The following is a 17,342-nucleotide window of genomic DNA, read 5'->3' on the forward strand; positions in this document are numbered from 1 at the left end:
GCAGCGCGAAATGCGCGGAGTGAGCGGCGTGAGCGCGGGGTGCGCGGGCGGGTGGGTGCGCGGGGTTGCGGGCCGGCCGGGCCCGGCGCCGGGGGCGCGCCCGGCACCACCACCGCGCCGACGGGCGCCGGGGGTACCTGCGCCGGCGCGGGCGCCCCCCGCGAGCCGGACATCAGCTGCTTGAACGCCGCCGCCGAGCGCGGATTGCGATCGCACTGGAAGAAGCCGTGCGGACAGTAGTCGGTGACGGTCTGGTAGGCGGTGTCGTGGGTGCGGATCCAGTCGACCATCCGCTGTACGTACTCGGGGTTGTCGCCGTTGCGGAACAGCCCCCACTCCGGGTAGGAGACCGGCTTGCCGTGCGCGGCGGCGAACTCCACCTGGTCCTGGAGGCCGTACGGCTCGTGCACGTAGTCGTCGAAGGTGCCTCCGGCGGGCTGGTCGTAGGTGTCCATGCCGATGATGTCGACCACGTCGTCGCCGGGATAGCACCTGGTCCACGGGATGGCGTCCAGGCCGCGGCTGGGCGCGAAGTCGAAGCGGAACCGCTGCCCGGGCACCGAGCGCATCGCCTCGACGATCCGCCGCCAGTACGTCTTCCAGGCGGACGGGTCGGGCTTGCAGCGGTGGGTGTAGGTGGTGCCGTTCATCTCCCAGCCGAGAGTGAGAACGGTGTCCGCGGCGCCCAGCGTCACCAAGCGGCGCGCGAGCTTGATGAAGTGCGCGTCGAAGTCCCCGCGCGCCCCCTCGGCGAGCAGTCCGGCGACCTCGCCGTCCGGCACGTCCGCCTCGCTGGGCACCAGCATCGGCACGCCGAGCACCAGCAGCCGGGACGGATCGGCCTGCCGCCACTGCGACCACAGGCTGAGCACCATCGGCTCGCCCTCGATGTCGCTCCAGCCGTTGCCCGCCAGATAGGTGTGGCCGACCTGCATGTTCGCGTCGCCCAGCCACTTGGCGTACCGGCTGATCTGCGGGATGTGGTCGTCCCAGGACCCGACGAAGGCGCCGAACGGCGGCTCGTGCTTCGGTCGCTGGACCGGCGGGCGGGCGGCCGGCCCGCGCCGCTCGATGGCGTCCGCGGAGAGGGCGTGCCGTTCGGTCTGGCTGAACGGCGTCCCAGCCGGGACGCTGGCCGTGGCCATCAGCAACAGGGTGGCGGCGGCCAGCGTCAGGCGGCCGATTCGCATGGGTCTCTCCTCCGGACGTCTCGTGAGCGGGGCGTCACGGTCTCGGCGTGGACGGACCGTGACGCCCCGCTCGCCGACAGTAGGCCCGTCGGAGGAAGAAAATGCCGGATGTCACCCTAAAGTGGGCGGTCTTCGAACGCCGTCTGCCGCAGAGGCCGGCGACCGGAGATCGGGTAACAGATCCGTAACGGTCCCTCCGGGCTTCTCCGGCCCGTTCCGGCAAGCCCGCCGGAGCGGCCGGAGCCTCGACGGCGCAGGTGGGCGGGCGGTCGTACGGGCAGGGCGCGCGGGGTCGGGCACGCGCTCGGCCGGACGGAGCGGCGGCAGAACCGGGCTGACTCGTGTGCCCGGCGAAAGGTACGCTCCGGCCGTGTCCTGGAAGCCGCTGCGTGTACTGTCCCCCCGCTCGATCCTGCCTGCCTCGGCGGTGATGCTGGTCCTTGCGGCCGGAGCGGCGGCGCACGCGAACAAGCCGGTGCCGTTCGGCGACCGGGTGGCGGGACCGGGCGACGCGGGGGCGACGCCGGTGAACTCCGAGTCCCTCAGCTCGGCCGACCTCGACCTGCGGGTGGGCCCGGGGCTGGAGGCCTTCCACCGGCAGACCGGCGAGCAGGCCTGGTCCTACCGCCGCGAGGGCGCCGAGGCGCTCTACCTGGCGATGGCCGGGGACAACGCCATCGTGGTCTGGGACGACGGCCTCGTCACCTCGGTGCGCCCGGGCGACCACGAGGTGCGCTGGCACCGCGCGGTGCCGGGCCTGGCCGACTGGCTGCGCGGCGACGGCGAGCCCGGCGCGGACAAGCGGACCGACGCCCAGCGCAAGGCGCTCGCCCAGCAGCGGGCCGCGGCCGCGCTGCACACCGTCCAGCGGGACGGCTCGCCCTGGCTGGCCCTGGTGACGCCGAACCTGACCATGGGCCTGCGCGACGCCGACGGCGACCTGCGCTACAACGACAAGCCCGCCGCCGGCTGCGTCTTCGACCCGCTGCGCACCGTCCACACCGACTACGCCGTGCTCGTCCCGCGCACCTGCGCCAACGGCAGCGGGCAGCCCGCCTCCGGGGCCATCACCGGCTACCGGCTGGACAACAAGGGCTGGGCGATGAGCACCGGTCCGGCCGCCTCGTTCAAGGTGCTGGACGGCAGCCGGGTGGAGATCACCGACGGCCCGATCGTGCCCCCGAAGGTGTTCGACACCAAGGCGGCCGCTCCCGAGACGGCCTGTGGCAGCCTGGACGCGCCGTTCGCGGCGGTCCGGCCGCAGGGGGGCTGCGCCGACCCGTCGGCGACCCCGGCCGGGGGCGACCCGGCCGCCCAGGCGCCACCCGCGGCGCCTGGGGCCCCGGTGGCCGCGGACCCCGCTCAGGATGCCGCCACCGCCCCGGACGCCGGGGCTCCCGCCGGGGACCGGCCGGCCGCGCCGTAGCGGCGACCACGATCCTTCCGCGGGCGCCGACCGGCGGGTGCCGGGCCGCCGGCTGCCCGGGGGCGGTACTCCATTGGGGGTGTCGCGGAGCCCGGTAGACTTGCCGCCATGGCTATCTTCTCCGGGCAATAGCGGGCGGCGGCGCCACGAGGGCCGCGCCGACCGCCGATGAAGCCCCCTCACGCCGACCCGGCCCCGGGTCCGTCCCACCCGGCCGCCCGCCCACGTCCCAGGAGTAGTCCCCAGCCATGATTTCCGCCAACGCCCTCGAACTGCGTGCCGGTGCCCGGATTCTGATCGAGTCCGCGAGCTTCAAGGTCGCCGCCGGCGACCGGATCGGCCTGGTCGGCCGCAACGGTGCCGGCAAGACCACGCTCACCAAGGTGCTGGCCGGCGAGGGCCTTCCCGCCGCCGGTACCGTCACCCGTTCGGGCGAGGTCGGCTACCTCCCGCAGGACCCGCGCACCGGTGACCTGGACGTCCTCGCCAAGGACCGCATCCTGTCCGCCCGGGGCCTCGACACCGTGCTGAAGAAGATGCGCGAGAACGAGGAGCGGATGGCGAACGGCAAGGGCGCCACCCGGGACAACGCGATGAAGAAGTACGCCCGGCTGGAGACCGAGTTCCTCACCAAGGGCGGGTACGCCGCCGAGGCCGAGGCCGCCACCATCGCCGCCGCGCTGGGCCTGCCGGACCGCATCCTCGGCCAGCCGCTGCACACCCTCTCGGGTGGTCAGCGCCGCCGCGTCGAACTGGCCCGGATCCTCTTCTCGGACTCCGACGTGCTGCTGCTCGACGAGCCCACCAACCACCTGGACGCGGACTCCATCGTCTGGCTGCGGGACTTCCTGAAGACCTACAAGGGCGGCTTCATCGTCATCTCGCACGACGTCGACCTGGTCGAGACGGTCGTCAACAAGGTCTTCTACCTGGACGCCAACCGTTCCTGCATCGACGTCTACAACATGGGCTGGAAGCAGTACCAGCAGCAGCGCGAGGACGACGAGAAGCGCCGCAAGCGCGAGCGGGCCAACGCCGAGAAGAAGGCCGCGACCCTGAACGCGCAGGCCGACAAGATGCGCGCCAAGGCGACCAAGACGGTGGCCGCGCAGAACATGGCCCGCCGGGCCGACAAGCTGCTCTCCGGACTGGAGCAGGTCCGGGTGAACGACAAGGTCGCCAAGCTGCGCTTCCCGGAGCCGGCCCCTTGCGGCAAGACCCCGCTGACCGCCAGCGGCCTGTCCAAGTCCTACGGCTCGCTGGAGATCTTCACCGACGTTGACCTGGCGATCGACCGGGGTTCCCGGGTCGTCGTGCTGGGCTTCAACGGCGCCGGCAAGACCACCCTGCTGCGGATGCTGGCCGGGGTGGAGCAGCCGGACACCGGTGAGGTGATCCCGGGCCACGGTCTGAAGATCGGCTACTACGCCCAGGAGCACGAGACCCTGGACCCGGACCGCAGCGTGCTGGAGAACATGCGCTCGGCCGCTCCGGACACCGACCTGGTGCAGATCCGCAAGATCCTCGGCTCCTTCCTGTTCTCCGGCGACGACGTCGACAAGCCGGCCGGGGTGCTCTCCGGTGGTGAGAAGACCCGTCTGGCGCTGGCCACCCTGGTGGTCTCCTCCGCCAACGTGCTGCTGCTGGACGAGCCCACCAACAACCTCGACCCGGCCAGCCGCGAGGAGATCCTGGGCGCGCTGCGCGAGTTCTCCGGAGCGGTCGTGCTGGTCACTCACGACGAGGGCGCGGTCGAGGCGCTGGACCCGGAGCGGATCATCCTGCTGCCGGACGGTGTGGAGGACCTCTGGAACCCGTCCTACGCAGATCTGGTCTCCCTGGCCTGACCTGAAGTAGACGCGACATCCGCTTTTCGGATGAGAATATCTAGTCCTTTCGGCGTGTCCGGGAATGAAGTAGACCTGGATTCCGTTTAAGGACTTTCCGTCGGCCCGCCACGTGATCGTGGTCGGGCCGACGCTGCTGATCAGCTGTTTCGCGTCGAACGGCGGTATCCGCCCGGGGGCGTGCACTCTGCGTGAGCGCCCTGATGCGCTCGGATCACCACCGGCGGACCACGCATTTGCGACATCGACCTTGTCGAATGGGTGGCCAGGACGAGAGGGATGGGTGATCATGGGAATCTGACCGAGCAACGCTACGAGGAGGCACGGGTGGCCGAGACTCTGAAAAAGGGCAGCCGGGTAACCGGTGCCGCGCGTGAGAAGCTCGCGGCCGATCTCAAGAAGAAGTACGACTCCGGGGCGAGCATTCGCGCTCTCGCGGAGGAGACCGGTCGTTCGTACGGCTTCGTGCACCGGATGCTGAGCGAATCCGGAGTGATCCTCCGGGGCCGCGGCGGTGCCACGCGGGGCAAGAACAAGGCGACTGCCGGGGCCGGTTCCTGACGGTTCGTCAGCTTATAGGCTGGATGGCGCGGCGGCAGGACGCCGGCCGAGGAGACGGCAGCCGGTCATCGGCTGGGTATCCGCCCTCGGGCCGTGCGGGCCGGCCGCCGATCGTCATGTCCGGGGTGTCGTCCGCCCCCGCGGCCCTTTCTCCGCTCACTCTCCTTTCGCTCTTCATCGAGCCCGGCGGGCCCGTCGATCTTTCCTGACCGGGCCCCTGCCCCCGCGCGCCGAGTTTTGTTACTCTCCGGTAGCCAAGTCCCTCGCCACCGGAGGTCCCCGCATGACCGCCCCCGCCATCGACCCGCAGGCCCCGAGCTGGGAGCGGGACGGCGTCCGCCTGGAGATCGAAGGCGAACTCGCCGTCGTCACCCTGTGTCAGCCGAAGCGGCGCAACGCCCAGTCGCCCGCGCTCTGGCGCGCCCTCACCGACGCCGGCCGTGACCTGCCCGGCAGCGTCCGGGTGGTGCTGCTGCGCGCGGAGGGCGTCTCCTTCTCCGCCGGTCTGGACCGGGCCATGTTCACCGCCGAGGGCATTCCGGGCGAGCCCACCTTCCTCCAGCTCGCCGCCTCCACCGACCGCGAACTGGACGACGCCATCGCCTCGTACCAGGAGGCCTTCACCTGGTGGCGCCGTCCGGACCTGATCTCCATCGCGGCGGTCCAGGGCCACGCCGTCGGCGCGGGCTTCCAGCTGGCGCTCGGCTGCGACCTGCGGGTGGTCGCCGAGGACGTCCGGTTCGCGATGAAGGAGACCTCGCTGGGCCTGGTCCCGGACCTGGCCGGGACCAAGCCGCTCACCGAACTCGTCGGCTACGCGCGGGCGCTGGAGATCTGCGCGACCGGCCGCTGGGTGGGCGCCGAGGAGGCGGCCGCGATCGGGCTGGCCAACCTGGCGGTCCCGGGGGAGGAGCTGGACGGCGCCGCCCGCGACCTCGCGGCGGCCCTGCTGGCCGCTCCGCGCGGAGCCGTGATCGAGACCAAGGCCCTGCTGCAAGGGGCTTCCGGGCGCTCGTTCGACGAGCAGCGCTCGGCCGAACGGGCGGCGCAGGCCCGCCGGCTGCGGGAGCTCGCCGGGATCGGCGACTGACCGGACGGCACCGACGCTGGGCCCGGCCCCGGGGAATCCCCCCGAGGCCGGGCCCTTTGCGCTGCGCGGAGGCGGGCGGCCGTCGCTCGGGGGGCAGGGATCGTGGCGGAATGCCAGAGTTGTGGAGGTCTGCGATATAGCTGGAGCCGTACGACGGGAGATGCGCCCATGCCTGACACCCCGACGCCCGCGACCATGCACAAGCACTCCGGCGGTGGCGGCTCGCCGACCCCCGGTCCGCCGCAGGGTTCCGCCGACGGCGCCACTCCGGTGGCGGAGCGCGGCCGTACCGCACTGGCCGTCGGCGTGGTGGAGAAGATCGCCGGGATGGCGGCGCGGGAGATCGCCGGAATCCACGCGCTCGGCTCCGGGCTCGCCCGGACCTTCGGTGCCATGCGGGACCGGGTCCCGGGCGGCAAGCCCAGCGTCGGGCGGGGCATCAAGGCCGAGGTCGGCGAGAAGCAGACCGCGATCGACATCGCCCTCGTGGTGGAGTACGGCGTGGTCATCCCCGAACTGGCCCGCCAGGTGCGGGAGAACATCATCCGCGCGGTCGAACGGATGACCGGCCTGGAGGTCGTCGAGGTCAACATCGCCGTCAACGACGTCCATCTTCCGGATGAACCGGAGTACGAGGAGGAAGAGGAGCCGGTGCCGACGCCCGGGCAGCGGCCGAAGCTCAAGTAGCGGGTTCGGCGGGGCGGAACAGGCGGAACCGGCGGGGAAGAGACGGCGGTGGGGGGAGGCGGGTCCGGACCGGACGCGGCAGCGGGAGACGAGGGAGTAGCGGATGAACCTGGCCATCGTCGGCCTGGTGGTGGGAATGGCCCTCGGCTTCGCCGGGTACTTCGGCGGCTTCGCGGCGTTCCTCCTGGTGGCCGCGCTCGGGCTGGTCGGCTTCGTGGCCGGGCGCCTGCTGGAGGGCGACATCGAGCTGGGGGACCTGGGAGACCTGCTCCGCGGCCGCGACCGGCGCCGCTGATGGCGGCCCCGGTGCCCGGTCCGGTCTCCGCTTCGCTCCCCGCGCCGGGGCGCCGGGGGCGGCTTCGCGTCGCCGACCGGGTGTACGCGCGGATCGCCGCCCGGGCCACCGGGGAGGTGCTGGCCGGGGCCTGGCCCGCCGGGCGGGCGGCGGGAGCGCCGCCGCACGTGTCGGTGACCGTACCGGGGAGCACGGTGACCGTCCGGGTCGCGGTCGAACTGCCGTTCCCGTCGGACGTCGCGGCGCTGGCCGGGGCGGTGCGGGAGCGGATCGCGGAACGGGTGGCGGGGCTGACCGGGACCAAGGTGTCGAGAGTGGTCGTCGTGGTCGAGAAGCTGGTGACGGGGAGCGCCTCGTGACGGAGCAGGACCCCGGAGTGAGGGACGAGCCGGAGGCGGCGCCGGACCTTCGACGGAGGAAGACCCGGAGACCGCGGGCGCCCCGTACGGCAGCGGCGGCGGTGGTGGCCACGGGGGTGCTGGTGGTGGCGGGGGCGCTGCTGTACGACGTGGTCGCGGTGCGGGTGGGGCAGCCGGCCCGGCGGTGGCGGGCGCAGATCGCGGACGAGCTGGCGACGCGTCACCTGGACGACCTGGGGGTGCTGGTGGGAGCCGGGGCGGCGACCGTGCTCGGCGGGTGGCTGCTGTGGCTGGCCGTCGCGCCCGGGCTGCGGCGGTGGCTCGTGCTGCGGCCGTACGGGGGGACGACGGCGGCCATCGACCGGGCCGGGATCGGACACCTGCTGGTGGACCGGGCGGCGGGGCTGGACGGGATCGACCACCTGCGCGTGCGGGTCGGGCGGCGGCGGGTCCGGATCTCGTTGGCGGGGTCGGCGGACCCGGCGCTGGTGCAGCGGCAGTTGCGGGACGAGGTGGCGCGGGTGGGGCTGGGGCGGCCGCCGCGGCTGGACGTGCGGTCGGTGCGGGGGGCCGGGACAGCGGTGCGGGACGGCTCGGGCTCGGGCCCGGGGGTGGCGGAGTGAGGCGGACGGTCGTCAACCGGGTGCTGCTCGGGGTGATGGGGGCGCTGCTGCTGGGGGCCGGGGCGCTGGTGCTGGCGGGCGGACTCGATCTGTACCGGCGGCTGGGCGTGCACCCGCCGGGGTGGTGGCCGCTCACCTCGCCGGACCAGCCGGTGGTGAGCGCGCGCTCGCGGGGGCGGTGGGTGGCGTCGTCGTGGTGGTGGCCGACGGTGATCGGCGGGCCGGCCGTTCTGGTGGCGGGGACGGCGTGGTGGCTGGTGGCGCAGCTGAGGCGCACCGGGCTGTCGAGCATCGCGGTGCCCACGCCGGGGGTGAGCGGGCTTCGGCTGCGGGTCGGTGCGCGGGCGCTGGAGGAAGCGCTGGAGAACGGGACGGCGGTGCTGCCGGAGGTCGAGCGGGCCGGGGTGCGGCTGGTGCGGGCGCCGGGGCATCCGCGGCTGCGCGGTGCGGTGCGGTTGAGACCGGGCGGGGACCCGGCCGCGCTGGTGGCGCACTTCGAGGACGGGCCCCGGACGGACGCCTGCGAGAGCCTGCGACTGGCCGAACTGCCGGCAGACCTGCGGATCCGGGTGTTGCAGGCGGCCCCCGCCGAGCCCCGGCGCGTACGGGGTCGGCGGGGTCGGCGGCCGTCGAGAGTGGAATAGCGCGAGCCGTCGGGCCCGGCCGGGACGGACCGGTCCGGCGGGGGACGGATCAGAGCGGGCGCAGGGCGCCGCCGTCGACGGGGACCATGACGCCGGTCAGGTACGAGGCGGCCGGGGAGAGCAGGAAGGCGGCGACCTTGCCGAACTCCTCGGGGGTGCCGTAGCGGCGCAGCGGGATGGTGGCCCCGGCCTGGGCGCGGGCGGCGTCCGGGTCGGCGGCGAGGGCGTCGAGCTCGCGGACCCGGTCGGTGTCGATCCGGCCCGGGAGCAGACCGAGTACCCGGATACCGCGGGGGCCGAGTTCGTCGGCGAGGGACTTGGCGGCCATGGCGAGACCGGGGCGCAGGCCGTTGGAGATGCCCAGGCCGGGGATCGGCTGGCGGACCGAGCTGGAGAGCACGAAGGCGATCACACCGCCGTCGGAGAGCGCGGCGGCGGTGGTGCGGGCGAGCCGGAGGGCGCCGAGGAAGACGCTCTCGAAGGCGTCGCGCCACGCGTCCTCGGGGGCGGTCTCGACCGGGCCGGCCTTGGGGCCGCCGACGCTGATCAGGATGCCGTCGAGACGGCCGAACTGCTGCCGGGCCTCGGCGACGAGGCGCTCGGCGGTGTCGGGGGCGGCGTTGTCGGCGACGAGGCCCCGGGCGGTGCCGAGGGTTTCGAGTTCGGCGACGGCGGCGTCGACGGCCTGCGCGGTGCGGCCGCTGATGAGCACCCGGGCGCCGTCGGCGGCGAGTTCACGGGCGCTGGCGAGGCCGAGGCCTCGGGTGGCGCCGGTGACGATGTAGGCCTTGTCTTTCAGTCCGAGATCCATGAGGGACATCTTGCCCGGTGGGGGAGCGGGTGGGGGCGTGGGGGATCCGGACCGCGTGCCCTGGGACGGGGCTGGCGTTGACGCCGGGGGGAAGGTTTACCGTCGTGGACGGATGTGCGGGAGGAGTGGTTCGGCGTGCGGATCGGGGAGTTGGCGGAGCGGGCGGGAACGACCACGCGGGCGTTGCGGTACTACGAGCAGTTGGGACTGCTGCCGGCCCGGCGGGCGGTCAACGGGTACCGGGCGTACGACGAGGGGGATCTGCGGCTGCTGCGGGAGATCCGGATGCTGCGGGACTTCGGGTTCGGGCTGGAGGAGACCAGGCCGTTCGTGGAGTGCCTGCGGGCAGGGCACCCGGAGGGTGACTCGTGTCCGGCCTCTCTGGAGGTGTACCGCAGGAAGCTGGGGGAGCTGGACGAGTGCATCGCCCGGCTCCAGGACGTGCGGGCTCGGGTGGCGGGGCAGTTCGAGCGGGCCGTGAAGGCCCGGGACGAGTTGGCCGCCGTCGAGGAACCGCCCCTGTGTGAACTGGTGAAGGAGTAGACGATGGTGGAGATCGCGGGCGTGCCAGCGGTGACGGACGAGACGTTCGACACGGAGGTACTGGCGGCGCGGGGGCCGGTGCTGGTGGACTTCACGGCGGACTGGTGCCCGCCGTGCCGGATGATGGCGCCGGTGCTGGCGGACATCGCGCGGGAGGAGGCGCACCGGCTGCGGGTGGTGACCGTGGACGTGGACCGCAACCCGAGGACGCAGGCGGAGTACGGGGTGCTCTCGATGCCGACGCTGATGGTGTTCCGGGACGGGCAGCCGGTGCGGTCGGTGGTGGGGGCGCGGGCGAAGGCACGGCTGCTGCGGGAGCTGGCGGACGTGCTCTAGCCGGTCGGGCGGCGAGAAGTCGGTCGGGCGACGAGAGCCGGCAGGGCGACGAGTCGATGGGGAGATGTCCGTCCGAGCCTCGATGTGCCCTGGGCGTGGCCTAGACGGGGACGGCGTCGAGCGGCACCTCGGCTTCGGCCGCCTGCTTGGCGCGGTCCCTGGCCTCCCTGCGGGCGAGGACCCAGACACCGACCGGGATCATCGCGGTGAACAGCCACCACTGGACCGCGTACGCCATGTGCGGGCCGATGTCGGAATGGTTGGGCTCGGGGATCAGCTGGGGCTGGTCGGCCGGTGCCGGGGTGGTGCCGGTGAGTTCGAGGTAGCCGCCGAGGAGCGGGGCGCCGGTCCGCTTGGCCTGTTCGTCGGTGTTGATCAGGTTGAACTGGCGGTCGGGCAGGCCGGTGCGGTCCTTGATGCCGCTGGCGCCGTAGGTCTCCTCGGCGCGCAGGCGGCCGGTGAGGGAGACCTCGTCGGCGGGGGCGGCCGGGACGGGCGGGTAGTCGGCGGCCCCGGCGCCGGAGGCGACCCAGCCGCGGTTGACCAGGACGGTGCCCTTGCCGTCGGAGAGCCGGAACGGGGTCACCACGAAGTAGCCGATGGTCCCGCTGGAGTCGGTCCGCTTGCGGACCACGAACTCGTGCGCCGGGTCGTACTGTCCGGTGGCGGTCACCGCGCGCCAGGTGAGGTCCTTGGGGACCGCGAACCCAGGCGTCGGCGACAGGGTGTCGAACGGGACCGGCGCGTCCGTGAGGGCCTTGCCGATCAGCTCGTTCCGGGCCACCCGCGCCTCGTGGCGGTGCAGCTGCCAGAAACCCAGCTTGATCGTCGCGGGGATCAGCAGCAGCGCGATCAGGATGGTGATCAGCCACTGTCGGGTCAGCAGAAAACGGTACACATGGGAACGGTACGCCGACCTCACAACGGGCTCACGCACCGGGGTGCGGGGCGACCTCGCGCAGTAGTTGGAGGAAGGCGTCCTCGCCGACCACCGGCGTGCCGACCTCACGGGCCTTGCGGGCCTTGCCGCTCCAGCTGTCCGGGTCGTTGGTGACCAGCAGGCTGGTGAGGCGGCTCACCGAGGTGGCGATGTGCAGGCCGGCCTCGACCGCGCGGTCCTCCAGGACCTCGCGGTCGGTGGCGGTGTCGCCGCTGATGGCCACCCGCATGCCCTGGACCAGCGGCTTGCCGTCCTCCCAGCGCCCCGGGTTGGGGTACGGGCAGGGCGGGCGCTTCTTGGACTGGCGGTACGTGGCGCCGGTCCAGGTGTTGCGGGCGGGGGCGGCGGGCTCGTCCTCACCGAGATCGGTGACCGCGACGCAGTTCTGGAGCGGCAGCGGCACGCCGCCGTCGCGGGCGAGGCGCAGGCTGGGGCGGAAGGCCTCGGCGAGCACCCGGGCGTCGTCCAGGGCGTTGTGGGCCTGGCGCTGCCGGACGCCGAAGTGGGCCGCGAGCGAGGACAGCTTGCCGTTGGGCAGCGGCAGGCGCAGGTCGCGGGAGAGGACCATGGTGCACAGCCGCTGCTCGACCGGGGCGCGCAGGCCGGCCCGGGAGAACTCGCGGGAGATCATGTTCCAGTCGAAGAGCGCGTTGTGCGCGACCAGGACGCGGTTCTCCAGGCGGGCGGCGAACTCGTCGGCGATCTGCGGGAAGGTCGGGGCGGAGGAGAGCAACTCGGCGGTGAGGCCGTGGATCCAGACCGGGCCCGGGTCCCGCTCGGGGTTGACCAGGGTGTACCAGTGGTCGATGACGTCGCCGTCCGTGTCCAGCTGGTAGACGCCCGCCGAGATGACGCGGTCGGAGCGGCCGAGACCGGTGGTCTCGACGTCGACGACCGCGAAGCCCCCGGCGGGGGCGGCGGAGCGCTGGGCGGGGACCGGGGCGGTCCGCGGCACTCCGTAGGTCTCGGGCTGGATCGGTTGCATGGTCCAACAGGATAAGGGGCCGGGCGGGGGACTCCGGCCGGAATGTTCCGACCGACCGGCCGGAATAGAGTGGTCGATGGGGGTGTCGTACACCTGGTCGAGATCGTTTCAGCTAAGGAAAAGCGCATGCGTGCCACCGTGATTCACGGCCCCAACGACATCCGGATCGAAGAAGTACCGGACCCGGTGATCCAGCAGCCGACGGACGTGGTGCTGCGGGTGGTCAACGCCTGCATCTGCGGCAGCGACCTGTGGGCCTACCGTGGGGTGGCGCGGCGGGTGGCCGGGCAGCGGATCGGGCACGAGTTCCTGGGCGTGGTCGAGGAGGTCGGCGCCGAGGTGCGCGGCTTCGCCAAGGGTGACCTGGTGGTGGCGCCGTTCGTCTGGTCGGACGGGAAGTGTGACTTCTGTCTCGAAGGCCTCCAGACCTCCTGCCCGCACGGCGGGTTCTGGGGGCAGGTCGGCTCGGACGGCGGCCAGGGCGAGGCGGTGCGGGTGCCGTTCGCGGACGGGACGCTGGTGAAGCTGCCGAAGGAGGCGGCTGGTGACGAGAAGCTGCTGCCCGGGCTGCTGGCGCTGTCCGACGTGATGGCGACCGGGCACCACGCCGCGGTCTCGGCGCGGGTGCGCCCCGGTGCGACGGTGGCGGTGGTCGGCGACGGCGCGGTCGGGCTGTGCGGCGTGCTGGCGGCGCACCGGCTGGGCGCGGGCCGGATCATCGCGCTGGGCCGGCACGCGGCCCGCACCGAACTGGCCCGTCGCTTCGGTGCGACGGACGTGGTGGCGGAGCGCGGCGAGGACGCCGTCGAGGCGGTGAAGGAGCTGACCGGCGGTCAGGGCGCGCACGCGGTGCTGGAGGCGGTCGGCACCGAGGAGTCGATGCGCACGGCCATCTCGATCGCCCGGGACGGCGGCGCGGTGGGCTACGTCGGGGTGCCGCACGGCGGCAGCGCGGGCGTCGACATCGGTCAGATGTTCGGCCGGAACGTCTCGTTGAACGGCGGCGTCGCCCCGGCCCGCGCGTACATACCCGAGCTGCTGCCGGACGTGCTCTCGGGAGCGATCGAGCCGGGCCTGGTGTTCGACCGCACCGTCGACCTCGACGGCGTTCCGGACGGCTACCGCGCGATGGACGACCGCTCGGCCCTGAAGGTGCGGATCGCGTTCTGAGACAACGGTCTCCCGCCACCGGCCCGTGCCGCCCCGTGTGGGGTCCGGCACGGGCCGGTGGCGTTTCCCGGCGCCGTTTCCCGGGCCGTTTCCCGGGGCGGGGAGGCGGCCGGGCGGATCCCGGTCGTGGACGACGTGATCGCCGCTATGGACTGCTTTTCGGCCAATCGGATGGTCCGAGGGGGTGAACGGTCGACTGATCGCGGTCAACCCCTTTCGGGGCGGGCAGGACGCTCCTAGCATTGCGCGGCGCGCACCAGACCTGTGACGACCCTCACGTTCGACCGTCCCCCGTGTGACACATACGCCGAGGAGAGAGAGTGGATTCGCCGCCGATCACCAACGCCGCCACGGACGCCCGACTCATCGACGACAGCGCGGAGTTCCGCACGCTGCGGCGTTCGTTCCGCAGCTTCGCCTTCCCGGTCACCATCGGCTTCGTGCTGTGGTACCTGCTCTACGTCCTCCTCTCCTGCTACGCCCCCGGACTGATGCGCACCAAGGTGGTCGGTCACGTCAACGTGGCCCTGGTGCTCGGGCTGCTGCAGTTCGCGACCACCTTCGTCATCGCCGCCTGGTACGCCCGCTACGCGGACCGGCGGATCGACCCGTCCGCCGCGGCGATCCGCGAGGCGCACGGCGCCGCCGTCCACGCTCCCCGGGAGTCCGCCGAATGACCCTGCTCGCCAGCTCCGCCACCGAGCACCGCGGCCTGACGACGGCCCTGTTCGGCGTGTTCGTCCTGGCCACCCTCGGCATCACGGTCTGGGCCGGGCGGCAGACCAAGAGCGCCGCCGACTTCTACGCCGGCGGCCGCGGCTTCACCGGCTTCCAGAACGGCCTGGCCATCTCCGGCGACTACATGTCCGCCGCCTCCTTCCTCGGCATCGCCGGGACCATCGCGCTCAGCGGCTACGACGGGTTCCTCTACTCGATCGGCTTCCTGGTCGCCTGGCTGGTCGCGCTGCTGCTGATCGCCGAACCGCTGCGCAACTCCGGCCGCTTCACGATGGCGGACGTGCTCGCGTTCCGGATGCGCCAGCGCCCGGTGCGCACCGCGGCGGGCGTCTCCACCATCGTGGTGTCGATCTTCTACCTGCTCGCCCAGATGGTCGGCGCCGGCACCCTGGTGGCCCTGCTGCTGGGGGCCGAGGGGAACGCCGCCAAGCGCTGGACCATCGTCGGCGTCGGCGCGCTGATGATCGTCTATGTGGTGATAGGCGGAATGAAGGGCACCACCTGGGTGCAGATCGTCAAGGCGGTGCTGCTGATCGCCGGCGCCGCGCTGATGACCGTCCTGGTGCTGGCCAAGTACCACTTCAACCCCTCCGAGCTGCTCGGCGCGGCGGCGAGCGCCAGCGGCAAGGGCGAGGCGTTCCTCCAACCAGGGCAGAAGTACGGCAGCGGCACCGCCAAGCTCGACTTCATCAGCCTCGGCATCGCGCTGGTCCTCGGCACCGCCGGCCTGCCGCACATCCTGGTCCGCTTCTACACCGTCCCCACCGCCAAGGCGGCCCGGAAGTCGGTGCTCTGGGCGATCGGCATCATCGGCGTCTTCTACCTGATGACCCTGGCGCTGGGCTTCGGCGCGACCGCGCTGGTCGGCCCCAAGGCCATCAAGGCGGCGAACGCGGCGGGCAACACCGCCGCCCCGCAGCTGGCCGAGGCGCTCGGCGGGGGCGCCGGGACCACCGGCGGCGCGATCCTGCTCGCGGTGATCTCGGCGGTCGCCTTCGCCACCATCCTCGCCGTGGTCGCCGGGCTCACGCTGGCCTCCTCCGCCTCCTTCGCGCACGACCTCTACGCCAACGTGATCCGTCGCGGAAAGGCGTCCGAGAAGGAGGAGGTGTCGTCGGCGAAGTGGGCCGCGGTCGCGATCGGGGCGGTGGCGATCGTGCTCAGCCTCTTCGCGGACAAGCTCAACACCGCCGCCCTGGTCGCCCTCGCCTTCGCGGTCGCCGCCTCGGCGAACCTGCCCACCCTGCTCTACTCGCTGTTCTGGAAGCGCTTCACCACCGTCGGCGCGGTCAGCTCCGTCTACGCCGGACTGATCACCTCGGTGGCGCTGGTGGTCTTCTCCCCGGTGGTCTCCGGCGCGAAGACCTCGCTCTTCCCGCACTCCGACTTCCACTGGTTCCCGCTGGAGAACCCCGGCCTGGTCTCGATCCCGGTCGGTTTCCTGGCCGGCTGGCTCGGCACACTGCTGTCCAAGGAACGCCCCGACCCGGCGAAGTACGCTGAACTCGAGGTCCGCTCGTTGACCGGGCTGGGCGCCCACTGACCGTTCCGCGATGACTATGCTGGCCCGGCCCGCCGTGACGGTGGCCGGGCCGGCCGCATCTCGGGGAAGGACGCACGTGCTGCTCGACACGTTCGGACGACAGGCCGTCGACCTGAGGGTCTCCCTCACGGACCGGTGCAACCTCCGCTGCACCTACTGCATGCCGGAGGAAGGCCTCCAGTGGCTGGCCAAGCCGGACCTGCTGACCGACGAGGAGATCGTCCGACTGGTCACGGTCGCGGTGCGCGACCTCGGCGTGCGCGAGGTCCGCTTCACCGGCGGCGAGCCGCTGCTGCGCCCCGGGCTGGTCGCCGTCGTGGCCGCCTGCTCCGAACTGGAGCCGCGGCCGGAACTCTCGCTGACCACCAACGGCATCGGGCTGGCCCGCACCGCGACCGCGCTGCGCGAGGCCGGGCTCGACCGGATCAACGTCTCGCTGGACACTCTCGATCCCGAGGTGTTCCACACCCTCACCCGCCGCCACCGCCACCAGGACGTGCTGGACGGTCTGGCCGCCGCCGAGGCCGCCGGGCTGGCGCCGGTGAAGCTCAACACGGTGCTGATGCGCGGGGTCAACGACCACGAGGCGGCCGACCTGCTGGCCTGGTGCCTGGAGCGGGGGTACGAGCTGCGCTTCATCGAGCAGATGCCGCTCGACGCCCAGCACGGCTGGGACCGTACGTCGATGGTCACCGCCGCGGAGATCCTGGACCTGCTGCGGGCGCGCTTCACGCTCACTCCCGAGCCGTCCGGGGGGCGGGGCGCGGCACCCGCCGAGCGCTGGCTGGTGGACGGCGGACCGGGCCGGGTGGGCGTGATCGCCTCGGTCACCCGTCCGTTCTGCCGGGCCTGCGACCGCACCCGGCTGACCGCCGACGGTCAGGTGCGCAACTGCCTGTTCGCGACCAGCGAGACCGACCTGCGCACCGCGCTGCGCTCGGGCGCGGACGACGCGGAGCTCGCCGCGCTGTGGCGGGCGGCGATGTGGGGCAAGAAGGCCGGGGCCGGGATAGACGACCCGGAGTTCCTCCAGCCCGAGCGGCCGATGTCCGCGATCGGCGGCTAGAGCGGTCCTTCCGGCCGGAACGGCCCTTCGCGGGCCCGGCCGACTACTCGGCGGCCTCGGGGGTCCAGTCGGCGAAGGCGACGACCTCCTTGAGGAAACCGCGCACCCCGAGGAACCGGGACAGGTGCTCGCGGTGCTCGTCGCAGGCGAGCCAGGTCTTGCGGCGGTCCGGGGTGTGCAGCTTGGGGTTGTTCCACACCAGCACCCAGCCGGCGTCCGCCCGGCAGCCCTTGGCGGAGCAGATCGGCGTCTGCGGGGTGTCCATCGGGCCGTCCTCAACGATTGGCGGGGAGTCTGCACCGCCAGTCTGTCACGGCCGCCCGGGGTGACCGGAGCCGGGCATGGCGACGCCGGGCAGCCACGGGGGGAGCCGCCCGGCGTCGGTCCGTCGCTCCGACGGGGGATGCGGAGCGCGTACGCAGTATGTCACGCCACGACCCTCGGATGGGGAGGTCTTGCATGATTAATCTGAGCTTCTTTTGAGCTTT

At 72.8% G+C, this 17,342-nt stretch carries 20 protein-coding genes; 15 read left to right on the forward strand and 5 right to left on the reverse strand.

Translation table 11 applies throughout. The annotated features are described in order from the left end of the window. On the reverse strand, window positions 1–1,190 hold a 1,190-nt coding region (locus ACFRMQ_RS11500), incomplete at its 3' end, for a glycoside hydrolase family 26 protein (protein ID WP_380729511.1). Window positions 1,191–1,560: 370 nt separating this feature from the next. Between ACFRMQ_RS11500 and ACFRMQ_RS11505 the strand changes: the two genes are divergently transcribed. From ACFRMQ_RS11505 to ACFRMQ_RS11545, 9 genes are all read left to right on the forward strand, one after another. Then, window positions 1,561–2,616, forward strand: a complete 1,056-nt coding sequence (locus tag ACFRMQ_RS11505; protein WP_380729513.1) for a hypothetical protein — start codon at window positions 1,561–1,563, stop codon at window positions 2,614–2,616. A gap of 248 nt (window positions 2,617–2,864) precedes the next feature. After that, the gene (locus ACFRMQ_RS11510; protein ID WP_380729515.1) at window positions 2,865–4,463 is read left to right on the forward strand and encodes an ABC-F family ATP-binding cassette domain-containing protein; all 1,599 of its coding nucleotides are present in this window, start codon (window positions 2,865–2,867) and stop codon (window positions 4,461–4,463) included. A 327-nt stretch (window positions 4,464–4,790) separates the two neighbouring features. Next, window positions 4,791–5,024 carry a helix-turn-helix domain-containing protein gene (locus ACFRMQ_RS11515; protein ID WP_030059940.1) on the forward strand — a complete coding sequence of 78 codons (234 nt, stop codon included), beginning with the start codon at window positions 4,791–4,793 and terminating at the stop codon, window positions 5,022–5,024. 283 nt (window positions 5,025–5,307) lie between these two features. Beyond that, window positions 5,308–6,114 (forward strand): enoyl-CoA hydratase/isomerase family protein, encoded by an 807-nt coding sequence (locus ACFRMQ_RS11520; protein WP_380729517.1) that lies wholly within the window; start codon window positions 5,308–5,310, stop codon window positions 6,112–6,114. Window positions 6,115–6,282: 168 nt separating this feature from the next. Continuing rightward, entirely contained in the window at window positions 6,283–6,801 is a 519-nt protein-coding gene (locus ACFRMQ_RS11525; RefSeq protein WP_380729519.1) for an Asp23/Gls24 family envelope stress response protein, read from the forward strand. A gap of 103 nt (window positions 6,802–6,904) precedes the next feature. Then, complete coding sequence (locus ACFRMQ_RS11530) at window positions 6,905–7,096, forward strand: hypothetical protein (RefSeq protein WP_063349611.1); 192 nt, start codon at window positions 6,905–6,907, stop codon at window positions 7,094–7,096. Then, a complete protein-coding gene (locus ACFRMQ_RS11535) occupies window positions 7,096–7,455 on the forward strand; it encodes a hypothetical protein (protein WP_380729522.1) in 360 nt (119 codons plus the stop codon). Before ACFRMQ_RS11530 ends, ACFRMQ_RS11535 begins: the two co-directional genes overlap by 1 nt. After that, window positions 7,452–8,078: a DUF6286 domain-containing protein gene (locus ACFRMQ_RS11540; protein WP_380729524.1), complete on the forward strand. Its 627-nt coding sequence runs from the start codon at window positions 7,452–7,454 to the stop codon at window positions 8,076–8,078. Before ACFRMQ_RS11535 ends, ACFRMQ_RS11540 begins: the two co-directional genes overlap by 4 nt. Continuing rightward, on the forward strand, window positions 8,075–8,722 hold the full coding sequence (locus tag ACFRMQ_RS11545; protein ID WP_380729527.1) for an alkaline shock response membrane anchor protein AmaP: 648 nt from the start codon (window positions 8,075–8,077) through the stop codon (window positions 8,720–8,722). The genes ACFRMQ_RS11540 and ACFRMQ_RS11545 overlap by 4 nt, the downstream gene beginning before the upstream one ends. Before the next feature lie 49 nt (window positions 8,723–8,771). Here the strand turns inward: ACFRMQ_RS11545 and ACFRMQ_RS11550 are convergent, their stop codons facing one another. Next, on the reverse strand, window positions 8,772–9,533 hold the full coding sequence (locus ACFRMQ_RS11550) for an SDR family oxidoreductase (protein ID WP_380729530.1): 762 nt from the start codon (window positions 9,531–9,533) through the stop codon (window positions 8,772–8,774). Between the two features lie 135 nt (window positions 9,534–9,668). On the opposite strand from ACFRMQ_RS11550, the gene ACFRMQ_RS11555 reads away from it, so the two are divergent. Further along, the gene (locus ACFRMQ_RS11555; RefSeq protein WP_380729532.1) at window positions 9,669–10,076 is read left to right on the forward strand and encodes a MerR family transcriptional regulator; all 408 of its coding nucleotides are present in this window, start codon (window positions 9,669–9,671) and stop codon (window positions 10,074–10,076) included. A gap of 3 nt (window positions 10,077–10,079) precedes the next feature. Further along, on the forward strand, window positions 10,080–10,412 hold the full coding sequence (trxA, locus tag ACFRMQ_RS11560) for a thioredoxin (RefSeq protein ID WP_380729534.1): 333 nt from the start codon (window positions 10,080–10,082) through the stop codon (window positions 10,410–10,412). A 100-nt stretch (window positions 10,413–10,512) separates the two neighbouring features. Here the strand turns inward: trxA and ACFRMQ_RS11565 are convergent, their stop codons facing one another. Both ACFRMQ_RS11565 and ACFRMQ_RS11570 read right to left on the reverse strand, forming a co-directional pair. Next, window positions 10,513–11,310, reverse strand: a complete 798-nt coding sequence (locus ACFRMQ_RS11565) for an SURF1 family protein (RefSeq protein WP_380729536.1) — start codon at window positions 11,308–11,310, stop codon at window positions 10,513–10,515. A 31-nt stretch (window positions 11,311–11,341) separates the two neighbouring features. Next, window positions 11,342–12,337, reverse strand: coding sequence for a DEDDh family exonuclease (locus tag ACFRMQ_RS11570; protein WP_380729538.1), 996 nt, complete (start codon window positions 12,335–12,337; stop codon window positions 11,342–11,344). A gap of 126 nt (window positions 12,338–12,463) precedes the next feature. Between ACFRMQ_RS11570 and ACFRMQ_RS11575 the strand changes: the two genes are divergently transcribed. The 4 genes from ACFRMQ_RS11575 (at window position 12,464) to moaA (ending at window position 16,854) form a co-directional block, all read left to right on the forward strand. Then, on the forward strand, window positions 12,464–13,507 hold the full coding sequence (locus ACFRMQ_RS11575; protein WP_380729540.1) for a zinc-dependent alcohol dehydrogenase family protein: 1,044 nt from the start codon (window positions 12,464–12,466) through the stop codon (window positions 13,505–13,507). Window positions 13,508–13,827: 320 nt separating this feature from the next. Further along, window positions 13,828–14,184, forward strand: a complete 357-nt coding sequence (locus tag ACFRMQ_RS11580; RefSeq protein WP_380729542.1) for a DUF485 domain-containing protein — start codon at window positions 13,828–13,830, stop codon at window positions 14,182–14,184. Beyond that, entirely contained in the window at window positions 14,181–15,788 is a 1,608-nt protein-coding gene (locus tag ACFRMQ_RS11585) for a cation acetate symporter (protein ID WP_380729545.1), read from the forward strand. The genes ACFRMQ_RS11580 and ACFRMQ_RS11585 overlap by 4 nt, the downstream gene beginning before the upstream one ends. Before the next feature lie 76 nt (window positions 15,789–15,864). Beyond that, on the forward strand, window positions 15,865–16,854 hold the full coding sequence (moaA, locus tag ACFRMQ_RS11590; protein ID WP_380729549.1) for a GTP 3',8-cyclase MoaA: 990 nt from the start codon (window positions 15,865–15,867) through the stop codon (window positions 16,852–16,854). Window positions 16,855–16,897: 43 nt separating this feature from the next. On the opposite strand, the gene ACFRMQ_RS11595 is transcribed toward moaA, so the two are convergent. Then, a complete protein-coding gene (locus ACFRMQ_RS11595; protein ID WP_380729551.1) occupies window positions 16,898–17,119 on the reverse strand; it encodes a hypothetical protein in 222 nt (73 codons plus the stop codon). Window positions 17,120–17,342: the final 223 nt, after the last annotated feature.

The organism is Kitasatospora sp. NPDC056783, from assembly GCF_042789895.1.
Lineage (GTDB): Bacteria > Actinomycetota > Actinomycetes > Streptomycetales > Streptomycetaceae > Kitasatospora.